Raw genomic sequence first — 15,900 nt, 5'->3', positions numbered from 1 at the left:
TTTGCAAGGCTACCTTTTTGAATAACCGGACAGTATGGTGACGGTTCGTCTTAATCAGTCAATTTATAGCCGCGCAACAATGAGCATTTTTGAAAACATTAAACCTGGTTCACGACTTCGCGGGCTAGATGCTGGTGGTATAGCCGAGATCGTCTCAGTCTCGCGCTTCGGCTCTGATGCCATGAACCTCGTTTTCCGGGTCGATGGTAAAGTTGCAGAGAGACTCGTCTACCGCGGCGAGGAAGCGAACTTCGAAATCGTCAGTGGCGGCCGCGCTTACGCATTTGATGCAGATGGCGCACTCCTCCGGCTCGCGTCTGAGGCTTACCGGATCCGCCTTGCACACCTATTTGATCCCTACCTCGCAGTAAGTGCTTCCCAGATTGAGGCGCTGCCGCATCAGATCACTGCGGTCTACGGTGAGATGCTTCCGCGACAGCCGCTTCGGTTCTTGCTCGCGGACGATCCCGGTGCCGGCAAGACGGTCATGGCTGGATTGTTGATCAAGGAACTTCTTATTCGCGGCGATCTTGAGCGCTGCTTGATCGTCGCGCCGGGCAGCCTGGTTGAGCAGTGGCAGGAGGAGATGGCAGAGAAGTTCGGCCTTCACTTCGACCTGTTGACGCGTGACCAGATCGAGGCTTCCGTGACTGGCAACCCTTTCCTCGACAAGAACCGGCTGATCCTCCGACTCGACATGGCCGCGCGGTCAGACGAGCTCAAGGCCAAGCTCGAGGCAGCGCCTGACTGGGATCTAGTCATCTGCGATGAAGCTCATCGCATGGCCGCGTCCTACTTTGGTGGCGAGATCAAGGAGACTCAGCGTCACAAGCTCGGCAAGCTCCTGGGCACGCGCACGCGGAATTTCCTACTGATGTCAGCGACACCGCACAATGGCAAGGAGGCGGACTTCCAGCTCTTCATGGGTCTGCTGGATGCCGACCGCTTCGAAGGCAGATTCCGTGAAGGAGTCCACAAGGCTGACGTCTCGGACATGATGCGCCGCCTGACCAAGGAGGAGCTCTACCGCTTCGACGGAACCCCGCTCTTTCCGGAGCGTCGTGCCTATACTGCGAGTTACGCGCTGTCGCCCGTCGAGGCCGACCTCTACCAGGCTGTCACCACGTATGTGCGCGAGGAGATGAATCGAGCTGATCGGACGGGCGACGACAAGCGCCGGTCGAGCGTCGGCTTCGCGCTCCAGATCCTACAGCGGCGGCTCGCCTCCTCACCGGCCGCGATACATCGCTCGCTCGAGAGGCGTCGCAAGCGGCTCGAGGAGCGTCTGCGCGAGGAGAAGCTGATGCGCCAAGGAGGCGCGTCACGGTTGACGGGCGTTCCCGATCTGCCGCGCTACGACCCAGATGAATTCGACGAAGTGCCCGGCACCGAAGCGGAAGCTACAGAGGAGCAGATCGTTGACCAGGCGACGGCTGCCTCGACGCTTGCGGAGCTAGAGGCCGAGATCTTTATACTCCGGGACCTCGAGGAATGCGCGCTCAGGCTCAAACTGTCCGGCCAGGACGCCAAGTGGCGTGAGCTCCAGTCCATTCTCGATGAGCCCCTTATGCTCGACAAGGCGACCGGGCTGCGGCGCAAAGTGCTTATTTTCACCGAGCCAAAGGATACGCTCGAATACTTGCAGCAGAAGATCGGTGCGTTAGTGGGCGATCCGTCTGCAGTCGTCGTTATTCACGGTGGGATCGCTCGTGAAGCCCGGCGTGCGGCGATTGCCGCGTTCAACTCCGATCCGCAAGTCAGGGTCATGATCGCCAACGACGCCGCCGGCGAAGGTGTGAACCTGCAGCGCGGGGCTCATCTGATGGTCAACTACGACCTGCCGTGGAATCCCAACCGTCTCGAACAGCGCTTCGGCCGCATCCACCGCATTGGCCAGACTGAGGTCTGCCATCTCTGGAACCTTTGCGCGGCCAATACGCGTGAGGGCGAGGTCTATCGCCGGCTGCTCGAGAAGCTTGAGGAGGCGCGAACAGCACTCGGCGGCAAGGTTTATGACGTGCTCGGTGAGCTGTTCGAGGGCCAGGCGCTGCGCGACCTACTTGTCGAGGCCATCCGCTATGGCGACCGTCCGGAAAAGAAGGCCGAGCTCTTCCAGAAGGTTGACGGCGCCGTCGACGTTGACGCGATCGAGACGCTGGTCGCCGAGCGCAAGCTCACGTCCGAAGGCATGAACCCCAACTCCGTCGCCGAGATACGCGAGCAAATGGAGCGCGCCGCCGCCCGCCGTCTTCAGCCGCATTTCATTGGTGCCTTCTTCCGCGAGGCCTTCGACATGCTCGGCGGAAGGATTGCCGAGCGCGAGAAAGGTCGCTTCGAAATCCTGCGCGTGCCCTCGATCCTCAAGGAGCGAGACAGGTTGATCGGCCGATCTGACCCGGTTCTTGATCGCTACGCGCGAATCTCCTTTGAGAAGGCGCTGATTGTCGGTCAGCCGCAGGCCGAACTCGTCGCGCCGGGCCACCCGTTGCTTGAGGCTCTTGTCGACTTGGTGCTCGAACGGTTTCAGCCGCTGCTCGGCCAGGGGGCTATCCTGGTCGACGATGCCGACGACAGCCAGGACCCTCGTCTGTTGGTCTACCTCGAGCACGCCGTCCGCGATGCGCGCGCCAGCCGCTCCGGCGAGCCGCGCGTTATTTCCCAGCGTCTCCAGTTCCTGTTCCTCAAGGAAGACGGTTCCGCGATCGATGGCGGGCCGGCGCCCTATCTCGACTACCGCCCGATCACCGAGGAAGAGCGTTCAAGAATAGCCGGCGCGAGGGACGCGGCCTGGTTGGCAGGCAATGTCGAGAAGCAGGCGTTGGGCTATGCGATTGCCTCGCTTGTGCCGCAGCACCTTGAGGAAGTCCGGAAACGCAGAATCGCCGAAATAGACAAGGTCGAGCGCGAGGTGCGCGCGCGCCTCACCCGTGAAATTAACTACTGGGATGCGCGTGCCGCCCGGCTCCGCGAGGAGGAGCGTGCTGGCAAGGAGCAGCGCATCAATGCCCACAACGCCGAGGCGACGGCCGCACGCCTGGTCGAACGATTGCACAAGCGCCAGACCGAGCTCGATCACGAGCGGCAGATCTCGGCACTGCCGCCGGTGTTGAAGGGTGCCGCGCTTGTGATTCCGCGCGGCCTGCTGGCTGCCAGGCTGCCGGCGACCGCTGCGCCGACGGTGGGCGGTTTTGCCGAGGACCCCGTCCTACGGGCACTATCAGAGAAGACGGCCATGGACGCGGTGATGGCGGCGGAAGTTGCCCTCGGCCACGTCCCGCGTGATGTCGCTGCCGAGAAAAAGGGCTGGGACATCGAGAGCCGCGACGGCAAGACGGGCCACCTGCGCTTTATCGAGGTCAAGGGCCGGCACGCCGAGGGTCGCGACATCATCCTCACCAAGAACGAGCTCTTGTCGTCCTTGAATACGGCCGAAGCCTTCATCCTGGCGATCGTGAAGATCGAGGAGGGCTTTGCGCGCGAACCTGTCTATGTCCGCCGCTTCTTCCACAGGGAACTGGGTTTCGGCGAGACGGCAGTGGTGTTCAACGTCGCTGATCTGCTATCGATGGGAACGACACCGTCTTGACGAGACGATTCCCTGATAAGCGGCAAAAAAAACATTGGATTGGGCGGCGCTCGCGACGTGCCCTAATTGTAGGTAGAATATGACGGCTTCGGCTCCACGTAAAAAACTCATCGAGGTCTCGATCCCGCTCGAAGCAATCAATGCGGCTTCTACCCGAGAGAAGTCGATCCGACATGGCCATCCCTCGACGCTCCATCTGTGGTGGGCGCGTCGACCATTGGCAGCCTGCCGCGCTGTGCTGTTCTCGCAGCTGGTCGATGATCCGTCATCCTGGCCGGACCGTTTTCCGACAGAAGAGGCGCAGGACATTGAGCGGCGACGCCTTCATCGCGTGATCGAGCGCATGGTGCCCTGGGAGGCCTCGAACAACGAGGACATCCTCAATGACGCGCGATGGGAAATCGCGCGGTCGGTGGCGTGGGGGCTCGGCGAGGAGCCGCCAGCCAAGGGCGATGGCAAGGCGATCCTCGCCTATCTGCAGGAGAAGGCGCCGCCGGTCTACGATCCCTTCTCTGGCGGTGGCTCGATCCCTCTCGAGGCGCAGCGGCTCGGCCTGCGTGCCTACGGCTCTGACCTCAACCCGGTGGCGGTGCTGATCGGCAAGGCGCTGGTAGAGATCCCCCCGAAATTCGCCGGCCATCCGCCCGTAAACCCGACGGCCCGCAAGGAACTTGAGCGCGGCCGCTGGAACGGCAAGGGCGCGCAGGGTCTTGCAGACGACGTTCGCTACTATGGGCAATGGCTTCGCGATGAAGCCGAGAAGCGGATCGGCCATCTATATCCCAAGATTAGTTTGCCCGGGAACTCTCAGGCGACAGTGGTCGCATGGCTCTGGGCCAGAACAGTTCGCTCGCCTGATCCATCGGCAAAAGGAGCACTGGTGCCCCTCATCCCCTCGTTTATGCTATCCACGAAAGAGGGAAAAAAAGCTTGGGTGGAACCGGTTATCGACCCCAACGCGCCGGATGGATGGAGCGTGAAAGTTAAGACCGGAAATCTGAGCAAGTCGGACGAAGAGGTATTGAAAAGAGGCACGAAGGCGGCCCGCGCTACGTTTTCATGCATTCTCACCGGTGCAAACATATCCGGAGACTACGTAGACAGCGAAGCCAGGTTGGGTCGTTTGTCTGAGCGCTTGATAGCAATAGTCGCGGAAGGCGACCGTGGACGCGTCTATCTTAGCCCTACCCCGGAGCATGAACGCTTCAATAACGTCTGTAAGACCTATATAGACGAGAATGGCGAACAGATGAGGGCGCCATCACAGACTTGTCGTGGCACGTTCGGCAGCAACGCACAGGGCAGAAGATACTGTTTTAATACTTTTTCGGATTACTTCACTGCTCGGCAACTCATAGCCATGACTACGTTTTCCGACCTCGTCTCCGAGGCGCGGGAAAGAGCGCTCGTAGACGCTGGCAGCTCACGACTCCCAGCCTCGTTTGCGAGGCTATCAAATGGTGGAATTGGCCCTGAGGCTTATGCCGATGCAATCGCCACGTATCTTGCCTTCGCGGTGAGTAAGTCCTCGACCCGATCATGTGCACTCGCAATATGGGAAACTGGAATGGGTCGACTTGCTGGAGCTATGGGCCGGCAGGGCATTCCTATGCAATGGTCCTTCGCGGAAACAAATCCGCTTGCTGGCGCAGGCGGAGATATCGCTGGCACTGCGATTTCAGTTGCTGAAAATCTGCAGAACTTAGGTGTCGGCGGAGTAGGGAATGTTCGCCACCTTGCTGCCCAGAGAAACACATTCTCTGATATCCCTGTGGTAATTTCGAGTGACCCTCCATACTACGACAACGTGGGCTACGCAGATTTATCAGACTTCTTTTATGTGTGGCTGAAACGATCGATACCGGACGTCTGGCCAGAGCTATTCCGCCGACTGCTGACACCCAAAGACGATGAACTGATTGCTGAAAGCTATCGACACGGTGGAAATTCCAACGCGGAAGCCTTCTTCTTGGATGGCATGTCACAAGCGTTGACCGCGATCCGCAAAGCTTCTACCAACGCTGAACCGGTTGCAATTTACTACGCATTCAAACAATCAGAGGTCGCCGCAGATGGCATAACTTCAGCTGGATGGGCAACTTTTCTCCAGGCGACAATTGACGCCGGACTGGTTGTCGACGGCACCTGGCCTGTGCGAACTGAAGCGACGAACGCACTCAAGGCAAACATCAACGCTCTGGCATCGTCGATTGTTCTGGTGTGCAGGAAACGCTCGGCTGACGCCCTGACGATCACTCGTGCCGATTTCGTGCGAATCTTACGCAAAGAACTTCCAGGAGCGATAGACGACATACGCAAGGCTGGTGTCGGCCCAGTCGACATGCAGCAATCGGTGATCGGTCCTGGCATGGGTGTGTTCTCCCGCCATGCCAAGGTGCTGGAGGATGATGATAATGCCATGACGGTGAAGACAGCACTCGCCATCATCAACCGTGTATGGGAAGAGATCGACCAGGAACTCGACGCCGCCTTCGACTCTGAAACGCAAGTGGCGCTCGCCTGGTTTGCGACCTATGGCTTCGACTCCCGCTCGTCTGGTGAATTGATCACTCTGGCCAATGCCAAAAATATTGCGAGCAATGCGCTGTTCGACTCTGGAGTATTCGAGGATCTGAGGGGCAGGACAGCGCTCACTGCGCGCGAAAAACTACCAACGGATTGGTCGCCCGTGAAGGACAGGACGCTGACCATCTGGGAGTGTGTGCAGCACACTGCTCGTGTGCTTAACGCCGAGGACGGCGGTGCGGAGGCGGCCGCGCGGCTGGTGGCGCAGATGGGGCCGACAAGCGACCAGGCGCGCAAGCTGGCCTATCGCCTCTTCGAGATCGCCACGCAGAAGGGCTGGTCACAGGAGGCGCTGGTTTACAACGAGCTCGCGCAGGAATGGCCGCATCTCGAGGACGCCGGCACGCAGGTCGCGCCGTCCACCACAAAGCCGGCGCAGGCCGCGTTCGATCTCTGAGGAACTGACCATGGCGGGAGAAGACATCGAAGGCACGAAGCGGGTTCGCGACACATTGGATTTCGTCCTGAAACCGGTGCTCGAGAGCTTCGTCGAAGCAAACATGAAGAAGAAGCACGGGCCGCGCTGGCTTCACTATGCCAGCCGGGCCTCTGGTTCCGGTCCGAACGATCCGCTCGACGCCTATGGCCTGCTCAAGACCGTCATCGACAATTGGAACGACGTCTTCTACGCCTGCTTCGACCGCAAGATCATGCACAAGGCGCGCAACCATGTTTCCGTCGCCTTTGACGCACGCAATGCAACCTCCCACCTCAACTTGCCGCTCAGCGACGCCGAGGCGCTGAACTACCTGTTTGCGATGCTGCAACTCGCCGAGATCCTCAAGGCGCCCACTGCGACACTGGAAAAAGTGAAGTCCGCCTATGCGGCGCAACGCACCACCGGCATCGAGTCAGGCCAGGTCGATCCGGCAACCCCGGCCGTCCACAAGGTGGTGGAGGCAGCCGTTCAGCCGCAGCTCGGCCTGACGGCTCCAGAGCCTTCCACTGGCGCGCTGAAGCCCTGGATCGAGGTGGCTCTGCCGCACCCCGACGTCATCGCCAACCGCTTCAAGGAAGCCGAGTTCGCCGCCGACCTTTTTGCCGTCGACGCTGGCCTTGCCGGCGAGGGCTATGCAACGCCTTCCGCCTTCTACGGTATCACCTTCCTTACCGAGGGTTTGAAGCGCGTCCTTACAACCGCGGTGCAGCGCCTGGGTGGCTCGGGCGGTGACCCGGTGATCGGCCTGCAGACCGCGTTTGGCGGCGGCAAGACGCACACCATGCTCGCGCTCTTCCATCTCGTGAAGCACCTCCAGGACGGCGGCGATCCTCGCGCACTCCCGGGCCTTGCCGAGATCCTTGATCGCGCCGGTGTCACATCCCTGCAGAAGCCGAAGATCTCGGTGTTTGTCGGCTCCTCGAAGGGCGTCGATGTCTCGCTAAACATCAAGGACGGCCCACGCCTGCACACGCTCTGGGGCTATATCGCCTGGCGCATCGCCGGCGAGGAGGGGCTGAAGCTGGTCGCCGAGGCCGAGGCTGCCCGAACCAGTCCAGGCTCCGGCTTGATGGTCGAGTTGTTCAGGCTCGCTGGGCCGAGCGTGATCCTGCTCGACGAGCTGACCATGTTCGCCCGGCAACTCGATGAGGATCGCTTCGAGGCGCTGCTGTCCTTCATTCAGTCGCTGACTGAGGCCGCCAAAATGGTGCCAGGCATATTGATCGTCGGCTCGCTGCCCGAGAGCAATGCCGAGGCGGGTGGCGAGCGCGGCGTGAGGGCGTTGTTGCGGCTCGAGAAGATTTTCGGACGCGTGCAGTCTGCCTGGCTCCCGGCCTCCGGCGACGAGACCTACGAGATTATCCGGCGCCGCCTGTTCCAGCCGCTGGACGTCGAGGGAGAGAAGGCGCGCGACGAGACTACCAAGGCATTCCACAATCTCTATAGGTCCAACGCCGCAGAGTTTCCGCCGGCAGCCAAGGAGGCCCGCTATCTCGAGCTCCTGCGGCTCTCCTATCCGATTCACCCCGAGCTTTTCGATCGCCTCTCGAAGGATTGGGCGAGCCTCGAGAAATTCCAGCGGACGCGCGGCGTGCTGCGTTTCATGGCGAACGTCGTCGGCGTGCTCTGGCATGGGCAGTCGCGCGATCCGATGATCCTGCCGGCCCGGATCCCGGTCAGCAACGAACGCGTGCGTGCAAGTGTGCTCTATCCGCTTGATCCCGCGTTTGGCGCCGTCGTCGACAGAGAGGTCGACGGTGACGGTTCGCTGCCTAACCTGATGGAGGCCAACCCGTCCCGCCGAATCTCGCAGGCGCGCGCAGCCTCGCGTGCCGCACGCGCCGTGTTCGTCTGCTCGGCGCCTTTGGTCGGTCAACCCAACGCCGGAGTAACGGGCCAAGGTCTACGGCTCGCCTGCGCAGAGCCAGGCGACCAGCTTGCGATCTTCGGCGAGGCGCTACGCGAACTTACGGAGCGCGCCACCTACCTATACGAAGAGGCCGGTCGATATTGGTTCTCGACGCAGCCGACACTCAACCGGCTTGCGGACGATCGGGCCAGGGCACTTCCCGACCACGAAGTCGATGCCGCGATCGCGGATGTGCTGCGCGACGACGCCAGGGCCGCGAGTGGCTTCCATCGTGTCTTCGCCGCGCCTGATGATCCAGTCACGATCGACGAAGCTCAGGCGCTATCCCTCGTCATTCTCGGCCCGGCCCATCCGCATGCTGGTCGCGGCGCGGAGAAGTCTGCTGCGACCGAGACAGTCGATGACGCCCTCACGCGTTGCCGCTCGTCACAGAGGCGCTTCAGGAACACGCTGGTCTTCGTCGCACCCGATGTGGCGCAGCTCGACACGGCGCGCGAAGTGATGCGCAAGTCTATCGCCTGGGCGTCTATCGCTGCGGACGACCGGCTGCAACAACAGATGACGCAAGCGCAGTCAGCGGATGCGAAGGACAAGGCCAAGACGAGCCGGGAGTCCGCTCAGAAGGCCATAAGAGCCGCCTGGAGCCACATTCTTCACCCAGTCAAGAGTGACACGCCTGGCAAACCCTTCGAACTCGAGCACAACCAGGTCTCTTCACGCGATCGACCTGCAATTCCGGCTATGCTCTACGATAAAGCGAAGGCCGATGGAGTAGCACTGGAGAAACTCGGCACCGAGCGTCTCTGGCTCGCGCTGAAGCCGATTTGGCCCGAGGACAGACCGCATCTGCCGGTAGCGGAGATCGCCAACTGGTTCGCGTCTTATGTCTACCTACCGAAGCTGCGCGACCGGGTCGTGCTCGAGGCCGCAATTCGCGATTCGCTGGCGAAGCTCGATCCCCAGTTCGGATATGCTGAGAGCTTCGACGAAGCGACTGGCAAATATCACAAGCTTATTTGGGCCAGGGAGCCGGCGAGCCTTGATCTCTCGACGGGTGTCATCGTGCGGGAGACTGAAGCCCGGCGGCAGATTGACGAGGAAGCAGTCGCCAGATCGGTATCAACCCCAGGAGAACCAACTGGAACGGCACCAGGCAAGCCGGCAGCACCAGTTCGCGGCACGGATCCCGTCGTCTCGGAACCTATCGGGCCGAGTAGGCCAACACGCTTCTATGGCTCGGTCGAGATCGACATGATTCGCCCGGTAAAATCGTTCGACGCCATACTCAACGCTGTCGTGATGGAGCTGCAGCGCACGCAGGGAGCCAAGGTGACATTAACACTTGAGATCGAGGCAACGGTAACTGATGGCTTTGATAGTGGCGAGGTCAGTATTATTCGAGATAACGCGAGACAGCTGAAATTTAAACCGGAATCGACTGGCTTTGATGATTGATGTTGCGGCCGACATACCGGAGCTCACTCGCTGGCTTGGTGGTCGCAAATGTTGCTTTGCAGCTCTCGACGTGCCAAACGTGCCAGTGACTCTCTCTGTAGACTTCGACACGCTATTCGATCCGGGTGCCCCGTAGAACACGAGCCAGCGTTTTCGGATGGACCTGATACCTCGCAGCCACCTCGGAGATCGGCTCTAGGTCGATCTCGACAGCTTGCTTTGCAGCGTCAGTCTGCACTTCGGTCATCGACGGGCGACGTCCGATGCGAGATCCTCGCGCTCTGGCAGCTTCCATCCCCGCTTTGGTGCGCTCGCTGATGATGGCTCTTTCGAATTCTGCCATCGCCGCCATCATGTGAAAAACCAGCCTTCCGCCCGATGATGACGTATCAATGCTCTCGGTCAGCGATCGGAAGTCACAACCTCGCTTCGACAGCCCGTTCACAGTTTGTATCAGATCGACAAGGGAGCGCCCAAGTCGGTCGAGCCGCCAAACGACAAGCATGTCACCTCTCTTAATTTGTCTGAGAGCTTTGAGCAGACCAGGACGCTGGAAGTCGGCACCGGATAGTCCCAGATCAGTGAAGATCTCCGCGCAACCTGCGGCCTTCAATGCGGCAACCTGCATATCGAGGTTCTGCTCGACCGTTGACACACGGGCGTAACCAACCAGCTTCATCTCCAATACCCTCATGCTCTCGATTGCTGCTAAGCGATTGACATAAAGGAACCATTTAGCTCTGTCGGTCATTAAATGGAGCTGCGCCGGAAGCCCTTGAAACCACAGGATGCGACCGAGTCAGCAGTTACAGCTGACCTCTATCGGACAAAGGTTCCCTTTCGCTCTCGCGGGTCACGTCTAGACTCGATCAGCGAGGATGCATGGACATTTCATTGATCATTTTTGCATCTGGCGTCGTGTTCGGTGGCGGATGCGCGATTATCGCGGCGAACAAGAACCGTGATCCGTTTGGATGGTTTGCCTTGGGATTCCTCTTTAGCTTCGTCGCATTGATCGTCGTCGCTTCCATCTCGCCGGCCGATCGATCCTCCACACGCAAACGAGATAGATCGCACCCGCGGCGTTCAGGAAGCGAATTCGTTGCCAATCCGAGGGACCCAGAGCGACCCTGGCTTGATTGAGTCGCTCCAGCTTCTTGTCGGTTATAGCGCGGCGCCAGGGTGAGAGCCCTTCAGAACTGCGTGCACCCACCGTCCTCCTACAAGCGGCATATGACCGTCCTCTCCCGCTAACACCCTGTTAAGCAGACGTGCGACGTCGCCATAACTCCGCTCCTCCCGGAACCAGGTCAGGTATTCGTGACCGCAGACCTTCCGCATGTCGGGATTATAGTGACGCGGGAACGGCTCCAGGTCGTTCTCGAGAGTCGTGCATAGCTCCCGGAGCGTCAGCGGAGATTCGTCACACCCGTCCGCGCCAAAGCTATCCGTGTTGTCCACGTAATATTCGAAGCGGTTACGGAAGAACCGGCGAATGTCGAGAATGCTTACGTTCATGGTTACCTCGATGGATATAGGAAAGGGGCAGTGCGCCGCGCCGGCGCACTGATCGATTAGTTTGAGTTGAGGGGCGGAAACGTTTGGCCGGAGGTAGTGAGTTGTGACGGTCTGCCAAAATGTTACTATATTAAAGTAGATAGAAGACATATTTGGCGAACCGTCACAGATAGCATCTCTCCGGGCGGTCAAATAGCTTCCGGTTACGACATAGAGGCTATCAACTCCTTTTTTGCCCGCCACCTCGCGGTCCGCCTCCGCTGTCCGGCCTTGCGAGTCTGATCCCGCTCATCCTTTAGCTTGGAGACGCTGCCATGCCGCTTGATCATCGCGGCGGCCACAACCTTGCCCATAGGCTGGCACCTCGCACTGAAAGCGCATGATGAGCAGGGTGATACGGCAGGAGCATAGGCCGCGATCAACCCAAAACAGGCTGGCACTAGCGCGATCTGCGGGAGCGCTTCCCGAGGTGCTTGAATGGTCAGTTCGCTCTCCTGCTCAACGCGCAGTTCGGTCATGATGCGCCACCGCTGGTCCTTGGGCACGAGCTTGATTGCCACCAGCAGCGGAAGATGCCGCTTCTCTAGACACGGCCCGGTCAGCCGAAATGCCCAAGGCGTCGTGGAGGCACGAATATGGTCAATCAGGTAGGAGCGGAATTCATTCTGAACCGGCAAGTGCCGGTAGTTCTCGATGCGATACTGTGGAAGATCGGCGAGCCGATCGATCACGTGAGGCAACCGATCGTTCAGAAACTTCTCCATCTCAAGAGGCCAGGCAATGTCTGAGTCGGCAGAGCCGAATAACTGCATCGGCCGCGGCGCATTCTTCCATCCGCCCTTGCGGGCGAATTCAAAGCCGAACTCGATGAGCAGTTCATAGGGGAGACCGAGTTCGTCCGCGCGCTGGCGCGCACGCCAGAGTTCGGTCAAAGAGCCGTTGGACTTCTGAAAAATACGAGATCCCAAACCCTGGCGAAGTTCGGCTTCGTCCCGATCGCGGTTAAACCTGATGTAAGCCTTGAAGCCCTTGCTGTATAAAGTCGCAAAGTGCCTAGTCGCAGCGAGAGGGGTCATGAAGCGGTATGCGAACCACTTCTTGTCCGCAACTTCGCGCTCACGCTCCAGAACATCCGGCATAACCAGACGCATCGCTTCAAGACTATCGTCAAGCCGCTGGTTGGACGACTTCGAATAGAAAGACATGAGTTCTCCTTCGGACGAGGGTGGTCGTCCGGCTGTGCTGTTAACGATGGGCAAGCGCTTACCTGTTTTGGGTTATAGCGAGATCCCGATCGAAGCGCTGCGATCGTGACAGAAAGTGTCTGCCGGTGGCTGGGTTCCTGGACTCGAGGTTTCGCACTGGCGAGATCCGTGTCGCTGAATGAAGGAAGTGCTGCCCAACCAACCGTGCTCACCTGTGAGCTTCTCTATCGATTTCGGCATGGGAGGTTAGGGCGATTGGATCGTCGCCAGCACGGAAAGCATCCCCATCTAGAAGCTTGATTATTTCTAGGACTTCGATGTCGGCTGGCGCCAGGAGTAGCAAAGCGCTATCGACCTGGTCCGAGCAAGGGAGGTTTCGCAGCACTGGATTGATCTGGACAGAAGGACAGCGCCGTTCCGCTCACCGTCCATCTGAGGCAGGCGCAATGGAGATTCGAACGACGCCAGATCAATCAGGGCTCAGATTGTTTGTGCAAACGGAGCAAGCAATCGTCGTCGCCCCATCAGGTGGCAGGACATGCTAAACGTCGACGGATATGTTTTCGGTGCTGGCAATCAAGGGTTCCGACACGTGCCCCGCAATCTCGGACCACGTCGAGCGCGGCTTGCCTGCGGTTTTGGCATTCGCAATGCTCTAACCTGGACCAAAACCGGAACTCACTGCAACCAAAGCGGGCCGAGAAACCTTTACATCAGAAGCAAAATTGCTGATTTCAGGGTGTTTTGTAAAGAAAACGTAAACTTGACGTAAAGGTCGTGACGGTTTTGGTGAGGATTTCAGGCTTCATGTCAAGGCGACACACAACCTAAAGTATGCATTTGTAAAGATTGCGGAGTCCTGACCTTTACATAATTGCTGCTGCGAACCGCAATATGTAAAGGTCAAGACTAAATCCTAAGCGCATCAGCCGAGGCGGGAGACCAGATTGTCGGCGGACAGATGCGAATAGCGCCGGAGCATCCGGAGCTCTTTGTGACCGCTAATCGTGGAAACCTCGATCACGTTTAGCCCGCGCTCGAACAGACGGCTGACGCCCTCGTGGCGAAGATCGTGAAACCGCAGTCCTGTGATGTTCGCGCGCTTCAGAAGACGTCGCCAAACCTGTTCAAAAGAGCCGGGGGTTATGGGAAAGATCTTGGCTTCATCTACGGGCGCATTTTCCTTCCACCTGGAAAACGCATCGAACGCACGCTGCGTCATTGGCACCTCGCGACCGGACCCGTTCTTCGTCATTTCTAGCGTGATGACGCGGCGGTTGTGAGAAATGTCGCTCCACGTCAGACCGAGGATTTCGCTGCGGCGCATCCCTGTCTCAATGGCAATGATAAGCAAAGTCCTCATAAAGGCGATTTTGCCACTGTCGCAACCCTCGAGCAGGCGCTGCTCCTCGTCACCTTCCAAGCGGCGCTTGCGCTCGTTGCGAATGATTGGTCGTCGAACCAGCTTGACCACGTTGCGGCTGAGAGGAAAGCCCCAGTCTCGCATCGCGACTTCGATGACGTGACTAAGGATCGCCATTTCGCGAACCGCAGTAGATGGAGCTACGCTGCTAAGACGCTCGTCGCGAAACGATGCAATATCCGGCTGTGAAAGGCCGACAAGTGTCCTGTGCGCAATCTCGTGACGCTCTAGCACGTCAATGCGCTGGATCTCCTGGACGCATCCGCGTTTGGTGGGTGATACTTCGATCTTGTAACGTTTGAGTAAGTCCCCCAGCGTTGTGGTTTCCAGGATCTTGGTGTCAGGTGCAACACCGAAGCGATCGACCTGGCTTTCTAGCTCGCGTGCCCACTTTTCGGCTTCTGACTTGCTATCAAAGCTTTTTGCCCGAGGCTTCATACCGCGCCGACGAACCTGTGCTTGCCAGCGTCCTCTGAGTTTCCTGATCGTCGCCATGTGATCTCCAATCGATGTTGAAGATCACGCGTAGGATGCCCCTCGAAAGGTGCCAATCCTGCGAGAGCATTTTTCCGGGCCGAGAAAAATGTAACTCAATATTGTATGTTCGGATGCAATTTTAAGAAGCATTCCACAAGGAGGATTTCGCTTGAGCAGTCTGCCGCAAGCTGTTTCGTTCATTGACGAGAGAATATTCGAACCTGTTTTGGCCCGTCGGAAGGCAGAACCGGACAACAAAAATCTGAAAGAACTAGCGGATAAGATTAAGAACACGAAGATCTGGGTCAGTAAATTCACGTCCCTCGGCGATCTAAAAAGATATATAATGCGATTTGAAGAAGATAACAAAATTACAAATACTTCTATTATGCTAAGACAAATGGATTTTCTTACATTTGAAGCAATCATACCAGAATTCAAATTGCGATTTGGACATGTAGATGACAACGTATTCATCGACGAATTGATTGTGGGCGGCGACTATACGATCTATGATATCGGCATACTCACAGAAAGCTACGACACAAGGTCCGGAGGGATATTGCGTGCCCGGACGAGGAACGGAGCTCAAAGGACTGTTCTTAAAACAACAATTGGCGGGAAAAAGTATCGGAATGAGTGGCTTGAACCGAATGAATTGCTGAAGTCGTATCTGCAGGCGAAGTCCGGGGTTTTCTCTGTAGATTCGAGCACAAACAGGCTTGTTATAGATGACCCAGATCAAGCCATTTTCTGCTTTGTCCGGCAGAAGGAGGGAATTCCATTTACCTTCAAAGGAATATTTCGAAACCTTGAGGTGTGCGAGGATGCTGATGGAGGCGGAAAGTGGTTTAAGCTTAAGCGACAGGCGCTGATGACGTCACAAAAGCTTACGACCTTCGAGACTGCCCAACAGGAGCTCGCTGACCAGGTCGCGAAATCTTCGGCTTCGAATGCGGAGGACCGTCAAAGGCGTCTAAAAAATGCACCGAAAAAAGCGAAGAAACGAACGGTGGTTTGTGACATTTTCGATAGAAATGCTGATGTTGTAGCCGAGGCGCTTTTTATTGCAAAAGGTAGATGCCAAGGATGTCATGAAGCAGCACCTTTCAATCGCAGGATCGATCGGACCGGATACCTAGAGGTTCATCACAAGTTGCCGCTTTCGCTGGGCGGTGACGATACCCTTGAAAATTCTATTGCGCTTTGTGCTAATTGTCATAGGCGAGAACACTATGGGACGGAGCCACGTTGGCCATTCCGCCGGATATAGAACCCCTCCGCAAGGTCAGCGGCAACCCTGGGCTCAAAACTCATAAAGTTTCATCGATCGCGTCTGCT

General features: G+C 58.2%; 8 protein-coding genes. 5 read left to right on the top strand and 3 right to left on the bottom strand.

Translation table 11 applies throughout. From position 1 onward, the window contains the following. The first annotated feature begins 79 nt into the window (after positions 1 to 79). The 3 genes from AC1DTN_RS07695 to AC1DTN_RS07685 all read left to right on the top strand — a co-directional run bounded on the left by AC1DTN_RS07695 (position 80) and on the right by AC1DTN_RS07685 (position 9,936). On the top strand, positions 80 to 3,586 hold the full coding sequence (locus AC1DTN_RS07695; protein ID WP_477920294.1) for a helicase-related protein: 3,507 nt from the start codon (positions 80 to 82) through the stop codon (positions 3,584 to 3,586). Between the two features lie 79 nt (positions 3,587 to 3,665). Further along, on the top strand, positions 3,666 to 6,569 hold the full coding sequence (locus AC1DTN_RS07690; RefSeq protein WP_477920293.1) for a DUF1156 domain-containing protein: 2,904 nt from the start codon (positions 3,666 to 3,668) through the stop codon (positions 6,567 to 6,569). 10 nt (positions 6,570 to 6,579) lie between these two features. Further along, positions 6,580 to 9,936, top strand: a complete 3,357-nt coding sequence (locus AC1DTN_RS07685; RefSeq protein WP_477920292.1) for a DUF499 domain-containing protein — start codon at positions 6,580 to 6,582, stop codon at positions 9,934 to 9,936. A 112-nt stretch (positions 9,937 to 10,048) separates the two neighbouring features. Here AC1DTN_RS07685 and AC1DTN_RS07680 read toward each other — a convergent pair whose 3' ends face one another. Next, positions 10,049 to 10,615, bottom strand: coding sequence for a recombinase family protein (locus AC1DTN_RS07680; protein WP_477920390.1), 567 nt, complete (start codon positions 10,613 to 10,615; stop codon positions 10,049 to 10,051). A gap of 203 nt (positions 10,616 to 10,818) precedes the next feature. Here AC1DTN_RS07680 and AC1DTN_RS07675 point away from each other — a divergent pair, with 203 nt between their 5' ends. Next, on the top strand, positions 10,819 to 11,079 hold the full coding sequence (locus AC1DTN_RS07675; RefSeq protein WP_477920291.1) for a hypothetical protein: 261 nt from the start codon (positions 10,819 to 10,821) through the stop codon (positions 11,077 to 11,079). 578 nt (positions 11,080 to 11,657) lie between these two features. Here AC1DTN_RS07675 and AC1DTN_RS07670 read toward each other — a convergent pair. Both AC1DTN_RS07670 and AC1DTN_RS07665 read right to left on the bottom strand, forming a co-directional pair. Next, positions 11,658 to 12,659, bottom strand: a complete 1,002-nt coding sequence (locus AC1DTN_RS07670) for a hypothetical protein (protein WP_477920290.1) — start codon at positions 12,657 to 12,659, stop codon at positions 11,658 to 11,660. Positions 12,660 to 13,584: 925 nt separating this feature from the next. Then, entirely contained in the window at positions 13,585 to 14,577 is a 993-nt protein-coding gene (locus AC1DTN_RS07665; protein ID WP_221130422.1) for a site-specific integrase, read from the bottom strand. Positions 14,578 to 14,728: 151 nt separating this feature from the next. On the opposite strand from AC1DTN_RS07665, the gene AC1DTN_RS07660 reads away from it, so the two are divergent. Next, a complete protein-coding gene (locus AC1DTN_RS07660; RefSeq protein ID WP_477920289.1) occupies positions 14,729 to 15,832 on the top strand; it encodes an HNH endonuclease in 1,104 nt (367 codons plus the stop codon). The last annotated feature ends 68 nt before the right edge of the window (positions 15,833 to 15,900 follow it).

Source organism: Rhizobium sp. 01T444, from assembly GCF_056398305.1.
The sequence above is the reverse complement of the archived record's forward strand: the minus strand, read 5'-3'. Positions and strand labels throughout refer to the sequence as shown.

Coding starts and splice junctions, on each gene's coding strand:
- AC1DTN_RS07690 (WP_477920293.1), top strand. CDS start 3,666: ATGACGGCTTCGGCTCCACGTAAAAAACTCATCGAGGTCTCGATCCCG.
- AC1DTN_RS07675 (WP_477920291.1), top strand. CDS start 10,819: ATGGACATTTCATTGATCATTTTTGCATCTGGCGTCGTGTTCGGTGGC.
- AC1DTN_RS07680 (WP_477920390.1), bottom strand. CDS start 10,615: ATGAAGCTGGTTGGTTACGCCCGTGTGTCAACGGTCGAGCAGAACCTC.
- AC1DTN_RS07665 (WP_221130422.1), bottom strand. CDS start 14,577: ATGGCGACGATCAGGAAACTCAGAGGACGCTGGCAAGCACAGGTTCGT.
- AC1DTN_RS07695 (WP_477920294.1), top strand. CDS start 80: ATGAGCATTTTTGAAAACATTAAACCTGGTTCACGACTTCGCGGGCTA.
- AC1DTN_RS07670 (WP_477920290.1), bottom strand. CDS start 12,659: ATGTCTTTCTATTCGAAGTCGTCCAACCAGCGGCTTGACGATAGTCTT.
- AC1DTN_RS07685 (WP_477920292.1), top strand. CDS start 6,580: ATGGCGGGAGAAGACATCGAAGGCACGAAGCGGGTTCGCGACACATTG.